This is a genomic window from Cypionkella psychrotolerans, from assembly GCF_001294535.1.
Taxonomy (GTDB): domain Bacteria; phylum Pseudomonadota; class Alphaproteobacteria; order Rhodobacterales; family Rhodobacteraceae; genus Cypionkella; species Cypionkella psychrotolerans.
The window spans coordinates 167,475-186,913 of sequence record NZ_LGIC01000065.1; the positions used below are offsets into that span (position 1 = coordinate 167,475).

The 19,439-nt window shown below is 59.1% G+C and carries 18 protein-coding genes and 1 tRNA gene; 4 read left to right on the forward strand and 15 right to left on the reverse strand.

Annotation, left to right across the window (positions count from 1 at the left end):
* Positions 1 to 27: 27 nt before the first annotated feature.
* The 3 genes from AKV04_RS13965 to AKV04_RS13975 all read right to left on the reverse strand — a co-directional run bounded on the left by AKV04_RS13965 (position 28) and on the right by AKV04_RS13975 (position 2,261).
* Entirely contained in the window at positions 28 to 1,473 is a 1,446-nt protein-coding gene (locus AKV04_RS13965; RefSeq protein ID WP_054007018.1) for a site-specific integrase, read from the reverse strand.
* Between the two features lie 259 nt (positions 1,474 to 1,732).
* A tRNA-Ala gene (locus AKV04_RS13970) sits at positions 1,733 to 1,808 on the reverse strand.
* 114 nt (positions 1,809 to 1,922) lie between these two features.
* The gene (locus tag AKV04_RS13975; protein ID WP_054007019.1) at positions 1,923 to 2,261 is read right to left on the reverse strand and encodes a TIGR02300 family protein; all 339 of its coding nucleotides are present in this window, start codon (positions 2,259 to 2,261) and stop codon (positions 1,923 to 1,925) included.
* A gap of 142 nt (positions 2,262 to 2,403) precedes the next feature.
* On the opposite strand from AKV04_RS13975, the gene AKV04_RS13980 reads away from it, so the two are divergent.
* Genes AKV04_RS13980 through AKV04_RS13990 form a run of 3 tightly spaced genes read left to right on the forward strand, consistent with a single transcriptional unit; the run spans position 2,404 to position 4,609 of the window.
* Positions 2,404 to 3,123, forward strand: coding sequence for a M48 family metallopeptidase (locus AKV04_RS13980; protein ID WP_407638439.1), 720 nt, complete (start codon positions 2,404 to 2,406; stop codon positions 3,121 to 3,123).
* A gap of 31 nt (positions 3,124 to 3,154) precedes the next feature.
* Positions 3,155 to 3,817 (forward strand): GntR family transcriptional regulator, encoded by a 663-nt coding sequence (locus AKV04_RS13985; protein WP_054007020.1) that lies wholly within the window; start codon positions 3,155 to 3,157, stop codon positions 3,815 to 3,817.
* Between the two features lie 54 nt (positions 3,818 to 3,871).
* On the forward strand, positions 3,872 to 4,609 hold the full coding sequence (locus AKV04_RS13990; RefSeq protein ID WP_054007021.1) for an intradiol ring-cleavage dioxygenase: 738 nt from the start codon (positions 3,872 to 3,874) through the stop codon (positions 4,607 to 4,609).
* Positions 4,610 to 4,681: 72 nt separating this feature from the next.
* Here the strand turns inward: AKV04_RS13990 and lpdA are convergent, their stop codons facing one another.
* The 9 genes from lpdA to sucC form a co-directional block, all read right to left on the reverse strand.
* Complete coding sequence (gene lpdA, locus AKV04_RS13995) at positions 4,682 to 6,070, reverse strand: dihydrolipoyl dehydrogenase (RefSeq protein ID WP_054007022.1); 1,389 nt, start codon at positions 6,068 to 6,070, stop codon at positions 4,682 to 4,684.
* Between the two features lie 59 nt (positions 6,071 to 6,129).
* Positions 6,130 to 6,525: an MAPEG family protein gene (locus AKV04_RS14000; protein ID WP_054007023.1), complete on the reverse strand. Its 396-nt coding sequence runs from the start codon at positions 6,523 to 6,525 to the stop codon at positions 6,130 to 6,132.
* Positions 6,522 to 7,562, reverse strand: coding sequence for a glycosyltransferase family 2 protein (locus AKV04_RS14005; protein WP_054007024.1), 1,041 nt, complete (start codon positions 7,560 to 7,562; stop codon positions 6,522 to 6,524). Before AKV04_RS14005 ends, AKV04_RS14000 begins: the two co-directional genes overlap by 4 nt.
* Positions 7,559 to 7,951 carry a hypothetical protein gene (locus AKV04_RS14010; RefSeq protein ID WP_156317539.1) on the reverse strand — a complete coding sequence of 131 codons (393 nt, stop codon included), beginning with the start codon at positions 7,949 to 7,951 and terminating at the stop codon, positions 7,559 to 7,561. The genes AKV04_RS14005 and AKV04_RS14010 overlap by 4 nt, the downstream gene beginning before the upstream one ends.
* Before the next feature lie 68 nt (positions 7,952 to 8,019).
* Positions 8,020 to 9,261 (reverse strand): 2-oxoglutarate dehydrogenase complex dihydrolipoyllysine-residue succinyltransferase, encoded by a 1,242-nt coding sequence (odhB, locus tag AKV04_RS14015; protein WP_054007026.1) that lies wholly within the window; start codon positions 9,259 to 9,261, stop codon positions 8,020 to 8,022.
* A 1-nt stretch (position 9,262) separates the two neighbouring features.
* Positions 9,263 to 12,247, reverse strand: a complete 2,985-nt coding sequence (locus tag AKV04_RS14020; protein ID WP_054007027.1) for a 2-oxoglutarate dehydrogenase E1 component — start codon at positions 12,245 to 12,247, stop codon at positions 9,263 to 9,265.
* Positions 12,244 to 12,750, reverse strand: coding sequence for a DUF805 domain-containing protein (locus tag AKV04_RS14025; RefSeq protein ID WP_054007028.1), 507 nt, complete (start codon positions 12,748 to 12,750; stop codon positions 12,244 to 12,246). The genes AKV04_RS14020 and AKV04_RS14025 overlap by 4 nt, the downstream gene beginning before the upstream one ends.
* A 2-nt stretch (positions 12,751 to 12,752) precedes the next feature.
* Entirely contained in the window at positions 12,753 to 13,637 is an 885-nt protein-coding gene (gene sucD, locus AKV04_RS14030; protein ID WP_054007029.1) for a succinate--CoA ligase subunit alpha, read from the reverse strand.
* Positions 13,638 to 13,641: 4 nt separating this feature from the next.
* Positions 13,642 to 14,835, reverse strand: a complete 1,194-nt coding sequence (gene sucC, locus AKV04_RS14035) for an ADP-forming succinate--CoA ligase subunit beta (protein ID WP_054007030.1) — start codon at positions 14,833 to 14,835, stop codon at positions 13,642 to 13,644.
* 220 nt (positions 14,836 to 15,055) lie between these two features.
* Between sucC and AKV04_RS14040 the strand changes: the two genes are divergently transcribed.
* Positions 15,056 to 16,051, forward strand: a complete 996-nt coding sequence (locus AKV04_RS14040; RefSeq protein ID WP_054007031.1) for a glycosyltransferase family 2 protein — start codon at positions 15,056 to 15,058, stop codon at positions 16,049 to 16,051.
* A gap of 1 nt (position 16,052) precedes the next feature.
* Here AKV04_RS14040 and AKV04_RS14045 read toward each other — a convergent pair whose 3' ends face one another.
* From AKV04_RS14045 to pepT, 3 genes are all read right to left on the reverse strand, one after another.
* Positions 16,053 to 17,255, reverse strand: coding sequence for a hypothetical protein (locus AKV04_RS14045; protein ID WP_054007032.1), 1,203 nt, complete (start codon positions 17,253 to 17,255; stop codon positions 16,053 to 16,055).
* Positions 17,256 to 17,326: 71 nt separating this feature from the next.
* Entirely contained in the window at positions 17,327 to 17,998 is a 672-nt protein-coding gene (locus tag AKV04_RS14050; RefSeq protein WP_054007033.1) for a class I SAM-dependent methyltransferase, read from the reverse strand.
* Positions 17,999 to 18,080: 82 nt separating this feature from the next.
* Positions 18,081 to 19,322, reverse strand: coding sequence for a peptidase T (pepT, locus tag AKV04_RS14055; protein WP_054007034.1), 1,242 nt, complete (start codon positions 19,320 to 19,322; stop codon positions 18,081 to 18,083).
* Positions 19,323 to 19,439 lie beyond the last annotated feature (117 nt).

The window sequence follows — 19,439 nt, forward strand, 5'->3', positions numbered from 1 at the left end:
GCAGTGTATCCATTCCGATGAGTTAGGTCAGGCTTCGGCATCCCGAAACCGTTCGATGGCCTCTTTCAACTGCGACACCTTGTAGCCTTCGCTGAAATAGGTCTTCGCAGTCACCCCTTCCTTTTCATGTCCGACAAGAGTTTGCACCATGGGCAAGGCGACCCCGGCTTGTTGCAGCCTCGTGACTATCGTGTGCCGCAGGCTGTGGAAGACGTGCTGTTCTGTCTTCAAGGCAAGAGCCGGGAGGAAAGTTTCGTTGAACCAGCGCCCCTGATTTCGCCCGAAACCATGCTTGGGGCTGTAAGGGAAGTCGGGAAACAACCTTGCTTGCGGTCCGTTTTGCCGCCTGCGGTCAACAAAACCCAACACGCCCATTTCGATCAGTTTCGAATGCAGCGGAACAAACCGCCGTGCTGCGACAGTCTTCAGGTGCTTTTTCTTATCGGGGTCATCGTTGTTGATGCTGATACACCAAATGCCGTCGATTTCTTGCACATCGCTTGCCCGGAGTGCGCAGACTTCGTTCAATCTTGCACCTGTGAATATCGCGATCAGGCTAGCCCAACGATAGCTTTCCTTCTTCACCAACGGACTGTCAGCCGCAGTTAGTTCCCTGACCATCTTTACAATGGCCTCTGGCGGGAATGGCTTTCTTGTTTCATCCACACCTGCCGCCCGATTGCCTCCTCGAACCTTCATGCCTTCGAATGGATTTTCCTTGGCATATCCATTGTTTACAGCCCATGCGGTGAAGGTGTGAAATGCACTCAAGTATGCATTAAGCGTCACTGGACTCATAGGCTCGATACCTGGCACCTTTGCTGCATCTCGAAGACTCAGGTTTCGTGTAAACGGGTTCTTGTTCTTGTTTGGTGGCAAGGCAAGCAACACAGACTTAACATCTTGAGCATTCTTCTTGCTGATTGAAGCCATGGCGGTTGCACTGCCGACAAGTTCGACAAGGACACCCAGTGTTGCTTCTTGCTTTGCGCGGGTTCTTTCTACCCATGCCCCAATGCCGTCCTGTTCCTTGATGTACAGGGCAACCACTTCGGCAAGCGTCCTGCTGTCGCTGTCCGGTTGTTCCTGCTGAATTGCGGCATCCTTCTGCCTCGGATGCAGCCCAGTCGTCAGGTCCACGGATTGCAGTTTCTTTCGGTGATCATCAACCGCGTTCCAGTAGGCCAGCATGCCCGTTCGGAAGAGTTCCAGCACATCAGATTTGCTCGCCTCTATCTCAGTCCGAGGACGCCCCGAAAACGATGCAACCTTTTCAAGCGTCTTTTCGACCTCTTCAGGTCCGACCATTTCCCAGTAGTCTTCGGCCCCGGCAGCAAGGATTGAACGCGCGTTGTCTTCTGCAACCGGGTTGTACTTGTGAAGTGGCCCCTGATTGTCCAACCGCGCAATGGTATGCTGCAGCGTCTGCTGCAACACACCCTGAACAATGGTCCGAATTTCATCGTAACGCATGGAACTGCCAACCACCTGCAATCGAAGGCTTTCTCCGCAAGATGCAAGGTGTCGTGCCAGAAAGCCAGCCCGTTTCGGACACCGTGTTTGCAGGGAGATTCGCAGCCTTTGCCGCGAGACTGGGGCATTTGGGATAGGCCAGCGGAAGTAGAAAACCCCGTGCCGTGACCGGGAAAGGTAGGCTGCAAGTTTCATCGTGTGGCACCCTTGTGTGGCACACCTGAAAATCTGCAGTCTAAGTCATTGATTTAGAAGGAACTGGTGGAGCCAGGGAGGATCGAACTCCCGACCTCTTGAATGCCATTCAAGCGCTCTCCCATCTGAGCTATGACCCCATCTTTGGCACAACGTTGGGCGCGTCGTGATCGTCTTGGTGGGCGGTGTTTAGGCGAGGGCGCGGGGGGGTGCAAGAGGAAAATGCAAGCCTCCCCACGCCCGGCTTGATCAGCTTAAACGTCTTCCTCGTCGCCGGCCACGTCAGTCAGATCATCCAGCGACACGGTGTCGTCGGCGTCATCTTCCAAGAGCTCATCGTCGAGTTCGGCATCATCGGCGACGCCTGCGACCAGCAGATCATCATCTGCCTCCAGATCATCAACCAGCACCGCATCATCGTCTTTTTCAGGCTGCACACGCGCGATCACGGCGGCAGCCATTTTGCGGCGTGCCGATTCGATGTCCACGACCTCACCCGTGTACGGGCTGACGATCGGGCTGCGGTTCAGGTCGTAAAAGCGCTTGCCGGTGGTCGGGCATACGCGCTTGGTGCCCCATTCTGCCAATGGCATGGTTTTCCCTTTGTTCAGGCTGGCCCTTGCGGGCTGTCAATTCGGAATGTAGCCGCTTGCCACAGGCTTGAGCGACTGTCAAAGGCTTTTGTCAGTGTTACCGCAGTTGCGGCTGCGATGCAGATAGGTATGCTGCGGTCCCATGTCCAGAGGTGCGATTTTGCTGCTTCCCGGCCCACCCCCAATAGAGATCACTCTGCGTCGCAATGCCCGCGCGCGGCGGTTTTCCTTGCGCGTATCGCAGACCAATGGCGCGGTGACACTGTCGTTGCCGACGCGGGCGCGGGAGGCCGAGGCGATGGCCTTTGCTCGCGCGCAGGAACCTTGGATCCGTGCGGCGGTAGCGCGGATGCCGCAGGTGGTCGGGGTTGGTATCGGTTCGGTGCTGCCGTTTGAAGGGCGGGCCTTGCGGCTGGAGAACGGCGCAGGGCGGTCGGTGCGGGTGGAGGGCGATTCGCTTGTCGTGCCGGGCGATCCTGAACGCGCAGCGGCGCGGGTGTCAGCTTTTCTGCGGGTGCAGGCACGCAATCGGTTGGTGGCGGCATCGGATCACTACGCCGGGCTGATCGGGCGTAAAGTTAGCCAAGTAACGCTGCGCGACACCCGCTCACGGTGGGGATCTTGCACCTCGGATGGGTCGCTGATGTATTCGTGGCGGCTGATCATGGCGCCGCCTCGGGTGCTGGACTATGTCGCAGCCCATGAGGTGGCGCATATGCTGGAGATGAACCATTCGGATCGGTTCTGGGCTGTGGTGCAGCACTTGTTTCCGGGCTGGCAGGCAGAACGCGGGTGGTTAAAGCGGGAAGGCGGGGCGCTACAGGCGATCCGGTTTGATGGCGGCGATCTTGATGGCGCTTGACCGCAGCAAGCTCTGGGTGCTTGGCTAGGCCATGATTTCACCCTATCCCATCCCGCCGCGATTGGCCGACCCAAATGCTGCCGCCCATGAGCGGGTGTATCGCAGCCTGCGCCAGCAGGTGTTGCATGGCGAACTTGCGCCCGGTCAGGCGATGACCCTGCGCGGTATTGCGGAACAATTTGGCGTCTCGATGACCCCGGCGCGCGAGGCGGCGCGGCGGTTGGTGGCTGAGGGGGCGTTTACGATGTCTTCGTCAGGGCGGATTTCAACACCGGAACTTACCCCGGAACGCATTGAGGAACTGGCCGCGATCCGCGCTATGCTGGAGCCGGAGATGGCGTCGCGGGCGCTGCCGCGAGCGCATTTCGCGTTGATCGACCGTTTGGCTGCGATCAATGCGCTGAACCAAGAGGCGGTGATGAACCAAGATGCGGTGGGCTATGTGCGCACCAATCTGGAGTTTCACCGCACGCTTTATCTGCGCGCCCAGACCCCGGCGATGCTGGCCCTGTGCGAGACGGTCTGGCTGCAACTGGGGCCGACAATGCGCGCGCTTTACCAGAAGTTGCGTAGGCGGGACATGCCGCAACACCACCGGATGATCCTCGCGGCCTTGCGGGCAGGCGATGAGCCGGGGCTGCGCTTGGCGGTGCGCACGGATGTCACACAGGGGCTGCGACATTTGGCGTCCTAGGCGACGGAATCGCTGGCCTGTGGCGTTTCAGCTGTGACTTACACAGGAGTTGCCATGCGCCCGCTTTCCACCATCGACCGCCGCACCGTCTTGAAGGCGCTTACACTCGCTCCATTGGCGATGCTGCCCGGCGGTCTGGCGACGCGGGCTGAAACTGCCGGGTTGATCTCCACCGATGTCTGCCAGTTGCAACAAGAAGTGACGGAGGGGCCGTTCTACATCGACCCCAAACTGCTGCGCTCCGATATCACCGAGGGCAAACCGGGCCTGCCTATGCAGTTGCGTTTGCAGGTGGTGACGGCGGATTGCGTGCCCGTGGTGGGCGCGCGAGTGGATGTGTGGCATTGCGATGCTTTGGGGGTGTATGCCGGCGTGCAGAATATGGGGGACGGCGGTGATACCAGTGGCCAAACTTTTCTGCGTGGCACGCAACAGACGGATAATGCTGGCACTGTGACATTTCAAACCGTGTTCCCCGGCTGGTATCGCGGGCGCACGACGCATGTGCATTATAAGGTGTTTCTGGATGCACAAACCGTGCTGACCAGCCAGATTTTCTTTGATGAGGCGGTCAATGCTGAGATTTACGCCGAGCATCCCGCCTATGCCCGCCAAGCTGAACGCGACATGCTAAACGCCGACGATGGCATTGCCGCTGATGCCGGGGATGGCGCTTATGCGCGGGTCAAAATGACCGAGCCGGATGGCGCAATGGAGGCGGCTTTGGTGGTCGGGATCAGCCCGGACGGAGGCTCTGCCGGGCTGCTGGATTGGCTGTGGAAAAAGGCCTGAGGCGGCGCGCGTCCCTGCCTTACGGGCGATCTTCGCATAAGCGAAGACGCCTGTAAGGGCGGAGGAGCGTGCTTAGGCGTGAATCGCACCGTCGCCACAAGCCAGCGCCGCTTCGCGCACCGCTTCGCTATAGGTGGGGTGGGCGTGGCAAGTCATCGCCAGATCTTGTGCTGACGCGCCAAATTCCATCGCCACGCAGACCTCGTGGATCAGATCGCCTGCGCCCGGCCCGATGATATGGCAACCCAAGATGCGGTCGGTGGTCGCATCCGCGAGCATTTTCACGAAACCCTCGGCCTGAAACACCGCTTTGGCGCGCGCATTGCCCATGAACGGGAATTTGCCGACCTTGTAAGCGCGGCCCTGTTCTTTCAGCTGTTCTTCGGTGGCCCCCACCGATGCCACTTCTGGCGAGGTGTAAACCACGCCGGGGATGACGCCATAATTCACATGGCCCGCTTTGCCAGCCATGATCTCGGCCAAAGCCATGCCCTCGTCTTCGGCTTTATGCGCCAGCATTGGGCCGACAATCGCATCACCAATCGCATACAAGCCGCTGATATTGGTGGCGAAATGTGCATCGGTCTTGACCTGACCACGCGGCAGCATCTCAACCCCCAACGCCTCTAGCCCCAGACCTTTGACGAAAGGTTTGCGCCCTGTCGCGACCAGAACCACCTCGGCTTCCAGGCTGGCTTCAGTGTCGTTCTTGCGCAGTTTGTAAGTCACCTGGGCCATGCCGTCTTTGGTTTCAACACCCTGCACGGCAGCCCCCAGAACGAACTTAAAGCCTTGTTTCGTCAGGATCCGTTGGAAGGATTTAGCCACCTCAGCATCCATGCCGGGAGTGATCGCATCCAGATACTCGACCACTGTCACCTGCGTGCCCAACCGCGCATAAACCGAGCCCATCTCCAGCCCGATCACACCTGCCCCAATCACCACCATGGTTTTCGGGATCGACGGCAGCGCCAAAGCCCCGGTGGAGGTCACCACAATCGTCTCATCCACGGTGACACCGGGCAGGCTCGACGGCTCGGACCCCGTTGCAATCACGATGTTTTTCGCCTCATGCACCTCGTCGCCGATCTGTACTTTGCCCGGCGCGGGGATAGTGGCCCAGCCTTTCAGCCAGGTGATCTTGTTCTTCTTGAACAGAAACTCGATGCCCTTGGTGTTGCCATTCACAACATCGGTTTTGTAGGACTGCATTTTCAACCAATCGACCGTCGGCGCGCCACCCATAAGCCCCATTTTCTCAAAGTTTTCATGCACTTCATGCAAGCTATGCGTCGCATGCAGCAGGGCTTTCGACGGGATGCAGCCGATATTCAGGCAGGTGCCGCCCAAAGTCTCGCGCCCCTCGACCACGGCCACGTTCAGGCCCAGTTGCGCGGCCCGGATGGCGCAAACATAGCCGCCGGGGCCAGCACCGATGATGATTGCGTCAAAACTTGCCATGGGTTTTCCTTCGTAGGGTTGGCGTGTGAGCCTGTACAGACTGTGTACAGACGCGTGTGTCAGATCAAAGCCGCCACGATCATGGTGAGGCTGGCGAAAAAGCCCACCGCCCAGATGGCCGAGCGCCATGGCCGCAGCCCAAAGGCATAGGCCGGGACGTAAAGCACGCGGGCGGCGAGGTAGATATAAGCGGCGTATTGGGTGACCGCGCTGGATTGGTTGCCCAAGGTCACCACGACGACGGCGAGGGTGAACAGGACCAGCGCCTCAAAATGATTGGTAAGGGCGCGTTGCAGCCGCGCGGTGCGCAGCGACAACTGCCGCGAAGGTGGGCGGTCGCGCGGGCTAGAGGTATAGCCGGTGCCCAGTTGCAGATTGGCCGGGATGGCGAACAGCGCGTATTGTCCGACTTGCAGCAGGCCTGCGAGCGCGAGGGCGGTGAGTTCGGGGGTCATTCTGCGGCCACTTTCTTTGCACGTTTGCGACGTTGATCCCACAGCTTGCGGTTCTCGGCGGTCAGGTAGCTGTCGCGCTGCTGTACCAGCCAAGCCAGCGCAGTTTTGTGCTGGGCCCGCAACTGCGGATCGGCATCATAGGTGGCCAGACGCGCGTTGACGCTGGGAAGATGGCGCTGGATCGAGCGGTCTTCTCCGGTGGCGCGTTCGGCAATAGTCCACATCTTTGAACCGAGCACATGGTTGGCGTGTTGCTTTGCCATGCCGTCGCCGCGGATGTTTTTCAGCAGGAACACATCTTCCGAGCGCACGAAATAATGGTGAATGTCGGCGTTCACCCAAGTCAGGTCTTCATCCTTGATGCCGCGATAATTGGCGGAAGTCGGGTGTGACTGGCCACGATTGGGGATTTTGCGGCCCGCGCTGTTGCGCACGATCACATCGGGGGCGAGCGGGTCTTTCGGCATATGGTCGATGGCGCGGGCAAAGCGGTTGGGGCGGAACAGGGATTTGTGGAACACCAGTTGTTCCTCGATCTGGGCGGAGCACTGGGTTTGCTCGGCCAGCAAGCTGCCACCCTGCCAGATTTGCCGCCCACCGCTGGCGATAAACCGCCACGCGATAGCGACGGTATCGCAGGGGCCGACGGCTTGCAGCAGGTCGCCCACCATACCCGCCCCGGTGGTGATGTTGAGAAACTCATCGGCATCAATGTGCAGCAGCCATTCCACATCCGCCATCGCCGGATGCGCTAAGGCTCGGGCGAGGCCTATGGCCTGCGGGGCCTCACCGGGGGTAACCTCATTGCGGATGTGAATTACAGGCTCCAGTTCCGCCAGTCGATCCGCCATCAGATCGGTGCCATCCTGACAGGTGTTGGTGACCATAAAGATGCGGTCAAAACCGATGCTGAGATGATAGGCCACCCATTCCAGCACAAACACCGCCTCGTTGCGCATACACACCACAACGGCGCGCTTGGTGCGGGGGGAGGGTGTGGCAGAGGTGGACATCAGAGTGGCGAGTTCGAGGGTCATGAAACGATCTGTTCTTTGGCTTTGGAAAGCCATTTAATTAGAGCTATACTTACTGCAATTTCTATTATTGTAATCGCATACATAAACAGAGAAAATATCCCGATCATGTTGCTACTGATTGCATCAAGTAGAGTGTCGCCTGCCCAAAGCAAAAATAACATCATAGCAATCTTGTTGCGTTTTTTTATAAACACAAAAAAAATGCAAAGAATAGCAGCGGTTATAAATCCAGAAATAAAACTCCAACCGGGCGTTGCCAAGTAGAATTGGAACGCTGTAGATAATAGGCTTAAGAATAAACGAAGGAAAATCTCAACTTTAAGCCCAAGCAGAGCCGCACTAATTGCACGATTCTGATCCCCATAGCTGATTACTTCGGCTTCTGGCACTTGTATAATCCTTAAGATCAACTCTTATGGTTTGAATGGGGTGCGCAATAGATGCGCACCCTAGATTTTCACAAATCCATCAACAACCGACGCGGATCTTCCAACGCTTCCTTCACCCGTACCAAGAACGTCACCGCGCCCTTACCGTCCACAACCCGGTGATCGTAGGACAAAGCCAGATACATCATGGGACGGATGACGATTTGGCCTGCAACCACGACCGGGCGGTCCTGGATTTTGTGCATCCCCAGAATCCCCGATTGCGGCGGGTTCAGGATCGGCGAGGACATCAGCGAGCCGTAAACGCCGCCGTTCGAGATGGTGAACGAACCGCCCTGCATTTCAGCCATCGACAGCTTGCCATCCCGCGCGCGCAGGCCGAGTTCCGAGATTTTCTTCTCAATCGCGGCAAAGCCCATCTGGTCGGCATCGCGCACCACAGGCACGACAAGGCCGTTCGGAGTGCCGACGGCGACGCCCATGTGGACGTAGTTTTTGTAAACCACATCCTGCCCGTCAATCTCGGCGTTCACTTCCGGGATTTCTTTCAAAGCATGGGTGCAGGCTTTGACAAAGAACGACATGAAGCCCAGTTTCACGCCGTGCTTTTTCTCGAAGATGTCTTTGTATTCATTGCGCAAAGACATGATGCCGGACATGTCCACCTCGTTATAGGTGGTCAGCATGGCGGCGGTATTTTGTGCGTCTTTCAGACGGCGCGCGATGGTGGCGCGCAGGCGGGTCATTTTGACGCGTTCCTCGCGGGCGGCGTCGTCAGCAGGCACCGGTGCGCGCGGGATGGCGGCTACGGCAGGGGCGGCGGCAAGCGGGGCTGCGGTTGCGGCACGCGCCACGTCTTCCTTCATCACCCGGCCATCGCGGCCAGTGCCTTGGACTTGATCGGCAGACAGACCCGCCTCGGCCATCGCCTTCTTGGCGGAAGGCGCGTTTTCCACGTCGCGCGGGGTCAGCACTTCTGGGCCGGCACCGGGCGAGCCGACCGTCGCGGCAGCAGCCACCGATTTCGGCTCTTCGGCTTTCAACGGAATCGGCGCTGCGGTTTTGGCACCCACAGCACCTTCGGTCACAATCGCGAGCCGCGCATTGGCGGCCACGGTTGTACCTTCAGGGGCGAGGATTTCCGTCAGAACGCCCGCCACGGGGGAGGGCACTTCGACGGAAACTTTATCGGTTTCCAACTCGCACAGCATCTCATCCAGCTTGACCACATCGCCGGGTTTTTTGAACCAAGTCGATACGGTGGCTTCGGAGACGCTTTCGCCCAAAGAGGGCACCATTACATCCGTCATATCATTCTCCTGCGCGGGCGGTGGTTGGGGACGGGCCGCCCAGCGCCTCATTCACCAAGGTTTGCTGTTCGTATTTGTGTTTGGACGCAAGGCCCGTGGCCGGCGAGGCCGAAGCTGCACGGCCAGCATAGCGGGGCCGGGTGTTGGTTGCACCGATATTGGTCAATAGCGCCTCTAGTTCCGGCTCGATGTGCGACCAAGCGCCCATGTTCTTCGGTTCTTCTTGGCACCAAACCCATTCCGCGCCCTTGAACCGCGAAAGTTCAGCCGTGAGCGATTGCTTGGGCACCGGATACAACTGTTCGACCCGCAAAAGATAGGTGTCGGTCAACCCGCGTGCATCACGCTCAGCCAGCAGATCGTAGTAGACCTTGCCCGAACACAGCACGACGCGCTTGATGCCATCATCGGCATTCAGCTTGGTTTCCGAATGACCCTTTTGCGCATCATCCCACAAAACGCGGTGGAAGTAGCTGGCTTCGGTGAAATCCGACGCATCCGATACAGCCATCGGGTGCCGCAGCAGGGATTTCGGCGTCATCAGGATCAGCGGCTTTCGGAAATCGCGATGCATCTGACGGCGCAGGATGTGGAAGTAGTTTGATGGCGTGGTGCAGTTTGCCACGATCCAGTTGTCATGCGCTGACATCTGCAAGAAGCGTTCCAGCCGCGCCGAAGAGTGTTCCGGCCCCTGTCCTTCATAGCCATGCGGCAACAGACAGACCAGGCCCGACATCCGCAGCCATTTGCTCTCACCCGAGTTGATGAACTGATCGAACATGATCTGCGCGCCATTGGCGAAATCACCGAACTGCGCTTCCCACATCGTCAGCGCGTTGGGTTCGGACAGCGAATAGCCATACTCAAAGCCCAGAACCGCATACTCCGACAGCATCGAGTCGATCACCTCATAGCGCGCTTGCCCGGCGCGGATGTGGTTCAGCGGGTAGTGGCGTTCTTCGGTGGTCTGATCGACAAAGGCCGAATGGCGCTGGCTGAAGGTGCCGCGGGTGCAATCCTGACCTGACAGTCGCACTGGGAAGCCTTCAACTTGCAGGCTGCCAAAGGCCAAAGCTTCTGCCGTCGACCAATCGAAACCCTGCCCGGTTTCAAACATCTTCTTCTTGGCTTCGAGCTGACGCGCTACGGTTTTGTGGATGTCAAAGCCCTCCGGGATGCGGGTCAAAGCGGCACCCACTTCGGCCAAGGTCTCGGGTTTGATCCAAGTGTTGCCGCGCTGGTAATTGTCCAAGTCTTTGGTTTTCATCGACTTCCAGCGGCCATCCAGCCAATCGGCCTTGTTGGGCTTATAGTCTTTGCCGACCTCAAACTCTTCATTCAGGCGGGCTTGGAACGCCGCCTTCATATCCTCAATCTCGCCTTCGGGGATCAGCCCATCGGCAACCAGACGGTCGGTATAAAGCTGCAAGGTGGTTTTTTGCTTGCGGATCGTGGTGTACATCGCCGGGTTGGTGAACATCGGCTCGTCGCCTTCGTTGTGACCAAAGCGGCGGTAGCAGAAGATGTCCAGCACCACATCCTTGTGGAAGGTCTGGCGGAATTCGGTGGCAACTTTCGCTGCATGAACAACGGCTTCCGGGTCATCGCCATTGACGTGGAAAATTGGCGCTTCGACCATCAAAGCAATGTCGGTGGGGTAGGGGCTGGAGCGGCTGTAGGCTGGTGCGGTGGTGAAACCGATCTGGTTGTTGACGATGATATGGATCGTCCCACCCGTGCGATGGCCCTTCAGACCGGACAGGCCAAAACATTCAGCAACCACTCCCTGACCCGCAAAAGCCGCATCGCCGTGTAGCAGCACGGGCAGCACCTGACTGCGTTCGGTATCGCCAAACTGATCCTGCTTGGCGCGGACCTTGCCCAGAACGACAGGGTTTACTGCCTCTAGGTGTGAGGGGTTCGCGGTAAGCGACAGGTGAACCGTGTTGCCGTCAAAGGTGCGGTCCGACGAGGCGCCAAGATGATATTTCACATCGCCCGAGCCATCGACATCTTCCGGCTTATAGCTGCCGCCCTGAAATTCGTTGAAAATCGCGCGGTAGGGCTTTTGTAGTACGTTCGAGAGCACGTTCAGACGACCGCGGTGCGGCATCCCAAAGATCACCTCGCGCACGCCCATCGCGCCGCCGCGTTTGATGATCGCCTCCATCGCCGGGATCAGCGCCTCGGCGCCGTCCAGACCAAAGCGCTTGGTGCCCATGTATTTGACATGGAGGAATTTTTCGTAGCCCTCAGCCTCAACCAGCTTGTTCAGGATCGCCTTGCGGCCCTCACGGGTGAAGGCGATTTCTTTGCCGTAGCCCTCAATCCGCTCTTTCAGCCAAGCCGCCTGTGCGGGGTCGGAAATATGCATGAATTGCAGCGCGAAAGTGCCGCAATAGGTGCGCTTCACAATGTCGATGATCTGCCGCATCGAGGCCATTTCCAGCCCCAAAACGTTGTCGATGAAGATCGGGCGATCCATATCGGCCTCGGTGAAACCGTAAGACGCCGGATCCAACTCGGGGTGATTGCCGCGATCGGTCATCCCCAACGGATCAAGATCGGCGGCTAGGTGGCCACGGATGCGGTAGGCGCGGATGATCATGATGGCGCGAATGCTATCCAACACAGCACGCTGCACCTGCGCATCACTTAACGAGACGCCCTTTTCCGCAGCTTTTTCGGCAATCTTCTTGCCCGCGCCTTTCGGCTCTGCCGCCACAGGCCATTCACCCGTCATAGCACCAGTGACATCATCCGAAGGCGTCGGCGGCCAATCGGCGCGGCCCCAAGACGGGCCAGTGGCCTGCCGTTTGGCGTCCATCTCGGGTTCCGCCAGCGAACGGAAAAAGTCCGCCCATTGCGCATCGACCGAAGCCGGATCAGCGGCATAGTTTGCCGCCAGCTGGTCAATATAATCCGCATTGGCGCCTTGCAGGAAGCTGGAGGCGTGGAATTGGCTGTTGGGGGATTGTTCGGTCATGGGGTTACCTCAAGGGGGTTGGGACCGTAGGAATTGGAGTTGGGTTGCGATGGCCGGGAAAGGGGAATTGCAAAGACAAGCAAAGCCAGCAATGCAAAAGGTAGGCCCAAAAACACTGTGATGAACCCGATGCCAGACAGGGATTCGGTGCTGTAGATGTGGAGCTGTTCCAAGGCGACCAATACGTTTCCGCAAATGGTGTATGCGATCAGGATTGTCAGCATTACTGCTTGAAATGGCCACTTAAGCCGTGAACCGGTGTCTGCGAGACGGCGAGCCCCTGCGGAAATCATGGCGAGGCTGAGAGCGGGAAACACTACGAACAATAGCGAGTACAAGACGGCGGGCTTTTCGAATATTGAGCTAACGTCGGCAAGCGCAACAGTCGCCAAGACCACAATAATTGGCACGGGTGCAAACCACCAGAACTCGGCGCGGGATGCCCGCCCCGAGAATTGGAAAGACTTGGCAAAACCAGTCCTGATGGCCTGCGCCGGTCCCATGATCAGCCCTTGATCGCTTTCAGCACGGCCTCGCCCAAAGTCGCTGGGCTGTCGGCCACCACGATCCCGGCCATTTTCATAGCCTCGATCTTCGATTGCGCGTCGCCTTTGCCGCCTGCGACGATGGCACCGGCGTGGCCCATGCGGCGGCCTTCGGGGGCGGTGCGGCCTGCGATGAAGCCGGCGGTAGGTTTCCAGCGGCCGCGCTTTTTCTCATCGGCAAGGAACTGGGCGGCGTCTTCTTCGGCAGCGCCGCCGATTTCGCCGATCATGATGATCGAATGGGTATCGGGGTCAGCAAGGAACATCTCAAGGATATCAATATGTTCCGAGCCTTTGATCGGATCGCCCCCGATGCCAACAGCCGAGGTTTGGCCCAAGCCTACGTCGGTGGTCTGCTTCACGGCCTCATAGGTCAGCGTGCCGGAACGCGACACAACCCCGACCGAGCCTTTCGAGAAAATGCTGCCCGGCATGATGCCGATTTTGCATTCACCCGGTGTCATCACGCCGGGGCAGTTCGGCCCGATCAGGCGGGATTTCGAATTGATCAGCGCGCGCTTGACCTTCATCATATCCAGCACAGGAATGCCTTCGGTGATGCAAACGATCAGCTCCATCTCGGCATCAATCGCCTCAAGGATGCTGTCGGCTGCGAACGGCGGCGGCACATAGATTACGCTCGCATTGGCCCCGGTGACCGCGCGGGCCTCGTGAACGCTGTCAAACACCGGCAGGTTCAGGTGGCTGGAGCCGCCCTTGCCGGGAGTGACGCCGCCGACCATTTTGGTGCCGTAAGCGATAGCCTGTTCCGAGTGGAACGTGCCTTGGCTGCCAGTGAAGCCTTGGCAGATGACGCGGGTGTTAGAGTTTACAAGAACAGCCATGATATTATCCCTTCACCGCTTTAACGATCTTCTGTGCGGCGTCTGACAGGTTGTCAGCGGCGATCACGTTCAGGCCGGAATTGCGGATGATGTCTTTGCCGAGTTCCACATTGGTGCCTTCAAGGCGCACCACCAGCGGCACTTTCAGGCCGACTTCTTTCACTGCCGCGATCACGCCCTCGGCGATGATGTCGCAGCGCATGATGCCGCCGAAGATGTTGACGAGGATGCCTTTGACCTGCGGGTCAGAGGTGATGATCTTGAACGCCTCGGTGACCTTTTCTTTGGTAGCCCCGCCGCCGACGTCCAAAAAGTTGGCAGGCTCGGCCCCGTACAGCTTGATGATATCCATCGTCGCCATCGCAAGGCCCGCACCATTGACCATACAGCCGATTTCGCCATCCAAGGCGATGTAGTTCAGATCGAATTTCGACGCGGCGAGTTCCTTCGGGTCTTCTTCCGTCTCATCGCGCAGGGCGGCAATATCGGGGTGACGATACATCGCGTTGCCGTCAAAGCTCATCTTCGCGTCGAGCAACTTCATGTTGCCGTCGGTCATCACCACAAGCGGGTTGATTTCCAGCATATCCATGTCTTTTTCGACGAACAATTTGTACAGGTTCTTCACGATGCCGACGCATTGCTTGACCTGATTTCCGGTCAGACCCAGTGAGAACGCAACGCGACGGCCGTGGAAATCGGAATAACCGGTGGCCGGATCGACGCTGAACGACAGGATCTTTTCGGGCGTGTCGTGGGCGACGTCTTCAATCGACATACCGCCTTCGGTGGAGCATACGATCGAGATGCGGCTGGTTTGGCGATCAATCAGCAAAGCGAGATACAACTCGCGCTCAATATCGCTGCCGTCTTCGATATAGATCCGGTTGACTTGCTTGCCAGCCGGGCCGGTCTGCACCGTCACCAAGGTCCGGCCCAGCATTTGACGGGCAAATTCTGCCGCCTCACCGACCGAACGCGCCAGCCGCACGCCACCTTTTTCGCCCGCCTCAGGCTCCACAAAATGGCCCTTGCCGCGACCACCTGCGTGGATCTGTGCCTTGACCACCCAGAGCGGGCCATCGAGTTCGCCCGCCGCAGTCTTGGCCTCTTCAGCCTTTGTCACGGCGCGGCCATCGGACACCGGGATGCCGTAGCTGCGCAGCAGAGCCTTAGCCTGGTATTCATGGATGTTCATGGATTTGTCCCATCAGCTTGGATTTGAAGGCGGTGTGGCATAAATTTGGGCAATAGGAAAACTCGAATTAGGAGGCATCGGCGGAAAACCGACATTTGTGATCACACGCAAAAAAAATGTGATCACATGAAGGGTTTCCTTAAGTTTTTCAGGGCTTGCCGTTGGCGCTAACGCTCGGCATTGTTCACGCACAGGTGTAAAACGGGATGGCAACAGTTCAATGAAACCAACTTGGGCAGTGGTTGCAACCCTGGATGAGCCTAGCCCGCTGGCGGCGGCTTTCGCTGCGCATCATCTCGCTCAGGGGGCCAGTAAAGTGCATCTGTTCCTGGATAAGCCCGACCCAGAGGCCCAAGCGATGCTGGCAAAGCTGCCGGGCTGTGAGGTGACGGTTTGTGATGCGGCGTATTGGGCCACGTCCAAGCGGGGCGCGCGTCCGGGGCAGCACACCAATCGGCAGGTGCAGAATGCGCGGCGGGTTTATGCGGCCTGCGATGCCGATTGGCTGCTGCATTGCGACGGTGACGAATTTATTCGCGATGGCACTGCTTTGCGCGCGGAACTTGAGACGGCCCCGGCGCGGGCGATGTATATGCGCCTGCTGGTGGCAGAGCGGGTCTATCCCAAGGGCGCTGTGGGGGAGACGATTTTTTCGGGGATTTTTCGCCATGAGCTGCCGGAATATAGCCGCAATGGTGCTAAGGTTTATGGCGAGATGCGGGATTTTTTCCACTTTGGCTTGACCGGGCACAAGGCGGGGAAAGCGCTGGTACGGGTGGGGGCTGGCATGGAAATGGGGCTGCACGCGCCGACAGGCAAGCCGGCGCATCGGCCGATTTTGACCACGCGGATGTTGCATTTTGATGGGCTGACGCGGTTGCATTTCACCCTGAAATTGCTGCGCCGGGCCAATGAGCCGCCGAGCCACGCCAGCAACCGCCACGGCGAGGCGCGCACCACGCAGTTTTTGTCGATGTGCGAGGCGATGGCAGAGCCAGAGATGCGCGCGGCGTTGGTGGCAGTGCTGAAAGAGGTGGAGCCTGATCAGATTAGGCAGTTGCGGCGCTTTGGTGCTGTGGACGAGACAGGCTTTGATCCACGCCCGGTTTTGGCCGCAGCGGGCCTTGCGCCGGATCTGTCAGAGGCGGCGTTTGATGCCAGTTTGCGCCTGCGCTATGCTGAATTTTTGCAGAAACACGCGCCGGATTTGGCCTGAGTTAGTTCAGATAAAACGACAGCATCACCGCCTCACCGCCCATCATCTGCTCAAACGCGCTCCAGTTCTGGTCGCTGACAAGCGTGCCTTTTTCCAGATAGGGCACGGCGGCCCAGCCTTGGATCCAGCCTGCCAGATCGGCGGGGCGCGGATCGGTGAAGATCTTGGCAATGTTCACCCCGGCCGCCCCCTGCTGCCGCCAATAGGGCGCGAGTTTGGTACCTTTCAGCAGTCCCTCGGCATCGTCCAGCACCGAAAGCCACACCGCCCCGGTGCCCGGTGGCAGAGTGACCCCCAAAGCCGATTGCTGTTTGTCATTCGGCAACCATTCGGCGGCATTGTCCGTTTCCTGCGCGACGGTTGCCCAGAACCGGCGATTGTCGGCGATCATGCTCAGGAAATGTATTTGCGCACTGGTCATTCGGGTTGCATCGGGTGTTTGTTGCAAAGCGGCAATCGCGATGGCGATCACGTCCAACTCGTCCAGCCCATCGCTTCCTGCACCCGTGAAAAAGCTGGGGCTGACAACGCCGAGGCGTTGCATCGCGGCTCGGGTCTGTAGAATTCGGTCAATTGGTTCAGTCGGGTCGTAGGCCAGCACGACATCGGACACGCCTTGCAACAGATGGGTGTAGGCCGAAAGCCAAGCCGCATCGGCTGCATCGAATGTCACAACCGGGGCGGGGGTGGCAGGGTCACGGCTGGCCCATTGCCAACCCAATAGCATCGGTCCCAATACCGCCATCGCATCCTCGCCTTGGTCGCGGCTCTTGTTGGCATTGATGTCAAACCACAGATCTGCAAAGTTGATCTCTAACTTGAAATCAGAGACATCTGGGATTCCGGCCAGCGGTTCGCGGGCCAGTCCCAACTTGGCGTCGATGCTACGAAACAGATCAGCGATCATCGCGGGCTGGAATGGCTTGGGGGCGAAATTGTACGGCAAAGGCAGGCGCAGGAACGGCAGCATCCCTGTCTGGTCCGTCATCCCGGCGCTATAGCGCAGTTGCAAAGCCGTCTCGACAGATCCCAGAAACCGCACACCCCCCAAAGCAAATCGTTCAGCGTCAGTCGGTGCGGGCAGGGCGGCCAGCCGCGTTTCGGTTGCAGCCAGCCCCCTACTGCCAATCTCGGCGCTAAGGGTTTCGGCTTGCAAGGGCGCTGCAAGGCACAGAAGCGGCAAAAGGGCGGGCAGCAGGCGCATGGCAATCTCCACTGGGATTTGGCGTAGGGTGCGCCAGGCGGTCTGCGATGGCAACTGTGGGATTCCAGACCCTAGGCTGGGGTGGCCACGAACAACACCTGCCCGCGCGGTAGGCGGGTTTGGTGTTGATCCACTGCAAAACCCGAAGCGCGGGTCAGCTGCAGAACGTCTTCTGCCAGCATGTGATAGGGCGCGCGGGTATCATGGGTGACCACGCCGTCGGGTTGTTTGACCGGAAGCAGGCTGGCGCTGGCATCGGGGGCAAGAAAGGCGGTGAACATCAGCTTTTGCAAGGCCGGAAAGCGGGCGCGGATCTGGATCAGCGCCCGGCGTAGATGATTGGTGGGCAAATGAGTGAACACCGCAAAGGCGATGGCATGGGTGATATTGTCGGGCACGCCGGGGAAGTTGAAATTGGCATCCTCAATCAGCTGCGCGGGCGAGAGGCGGGATTTATCCGCGATTTCCGTCTCGTAGCCGCGTTTGAGCAGCGCGCCGGACAGATCGGTCGCCCAATAGTGGCCGGGGGTCAGGTATTGCACCGCCTTGCAGCCTAGGCGCAGCGATCCCGCGCCAATGTCGAGCAACCGATGGCCGGGGTCAAGGCCAGCCCCCAGCAAAATCTCCATTTGGATGCGGCCTGTCTCGTCCCAGCGCCCGCCAACGATGTCACGGTGACGGCCTTTTGCGAGGGCATCAGCGTAGAAATTCGGAGCATGATAGGGCGAGATGTGCTGGGCCATGTGGTTTCTTGCCACAAACGCCGGGGGTTTCCCACCCCCGGACCCCCGTGGGATACTTCGGCGCAGAGGATGAAAATTTGAACTAAGTTTTAGGCTTTGCCGCTTCTTGGACGAGTGCAAGACAGAACGCGGTAGCTTGGCCCATATCCTGCACCGAAATCCACTCCAGCGGGCCATGAATATCCTGCATCCCGGTAAACAGATTGGGGCAGGGGATACCCATCTCGGTCAGCCGCGAGCCATCGGTGCCGCCGCGGATCGGGACAGAGACAGGTTCAATCCCAAGGGAGCGGGCGGCGTCGCGGGCAAGGCCGACAGGGGTCATGTCTTTTTCCAGCCAATAGCGCATGTTGCGGTATTGCGGCTTGATCACGCAGGTGATTTCAGCGCGCGGTTCGGTGGCGGCGACGGCGGCGCAGATCTGTTGCAGCAGCGCGCCTTTTTGGGCAAGGCCATCGCGTTCAAAGTCGCGCAGGATGAATTTGAGGATCATTTCCGAGGAGCCGCCGGTCATATCGGTGGCGTGGATGAAGCCGTCGCGGTCGGACGTGGTTTCCGGAGTGAGCGTGGCTTGCGGCAGGGTTTGGATGATCTTGGCGGCGAGGTGGATGGCGTTGACGAGTTTATCCTTGGCCAAACCGGGGTGGATCGAGACGCCTTTGATGGTGACGACGGCGCTGTCGGCTGAGAAGCTTTCGTATTCGATTTCGCCGACAGCACCGCCGTCAAAGGTGTAGGCGAAATCGGCTTTCAGGTCCGCAGGCAGGTTGGAATGGACGCCGCGACCGATTTCCTCATCCGGGGTGAAGGCGAGGCGCAGGGTGGGATGCAGGATCCCGGGGTTGGTCAGCAGGTGGCGGGCGGCGGTCATCAGGATCGCGACGCCGGCTTTATCGTCGGCCCCGAGCAGGGTCGTGCCGGAGGCGGTGATGATGTCGTGGCCTTGTTTGGTGCCGAGGTAGGGGTTGTGCTCGGGCGTAAGGGTCAGGGTGGGGTTGTCGGGAAAGCTGATCGCGCCGCCGTTGTAGCCCCGGATCACCCGGGGTTTGACGCCCGCGGCGTTGAATTGCGGGGCGGTGTCGATATGGGCGAGCAGGCCGACAGTCGGGCCGGGTGCGGTGCCGGGGATGGTGGCGAGGACCGTGCCGTAGGGGGTGAGTTGCACGTCGGTTGCGCCGATGTCTTTCAGTTCGGTCTCCAGCAGGCGCAGGATGTTCAGCTGGATTTCGGTGGAGGGCGAGGTGGCGGAGCTGTCGTTGGATTGGCTGTCAATGCTGGCGTAGCGGATCAGGCGGGTTTCAAGCTCGACGTGGAAATCGGTCATCTTGGCCTCCGGAGGTTTGGGCGGAGTTGGGCGGAGGCAGAGGGGGGTGTCAAGGGGGGATGCGGGGAGGAATTGGGGTGGTCCCAACTCGGGACCATTTTAGTGTGTTTAGAATCA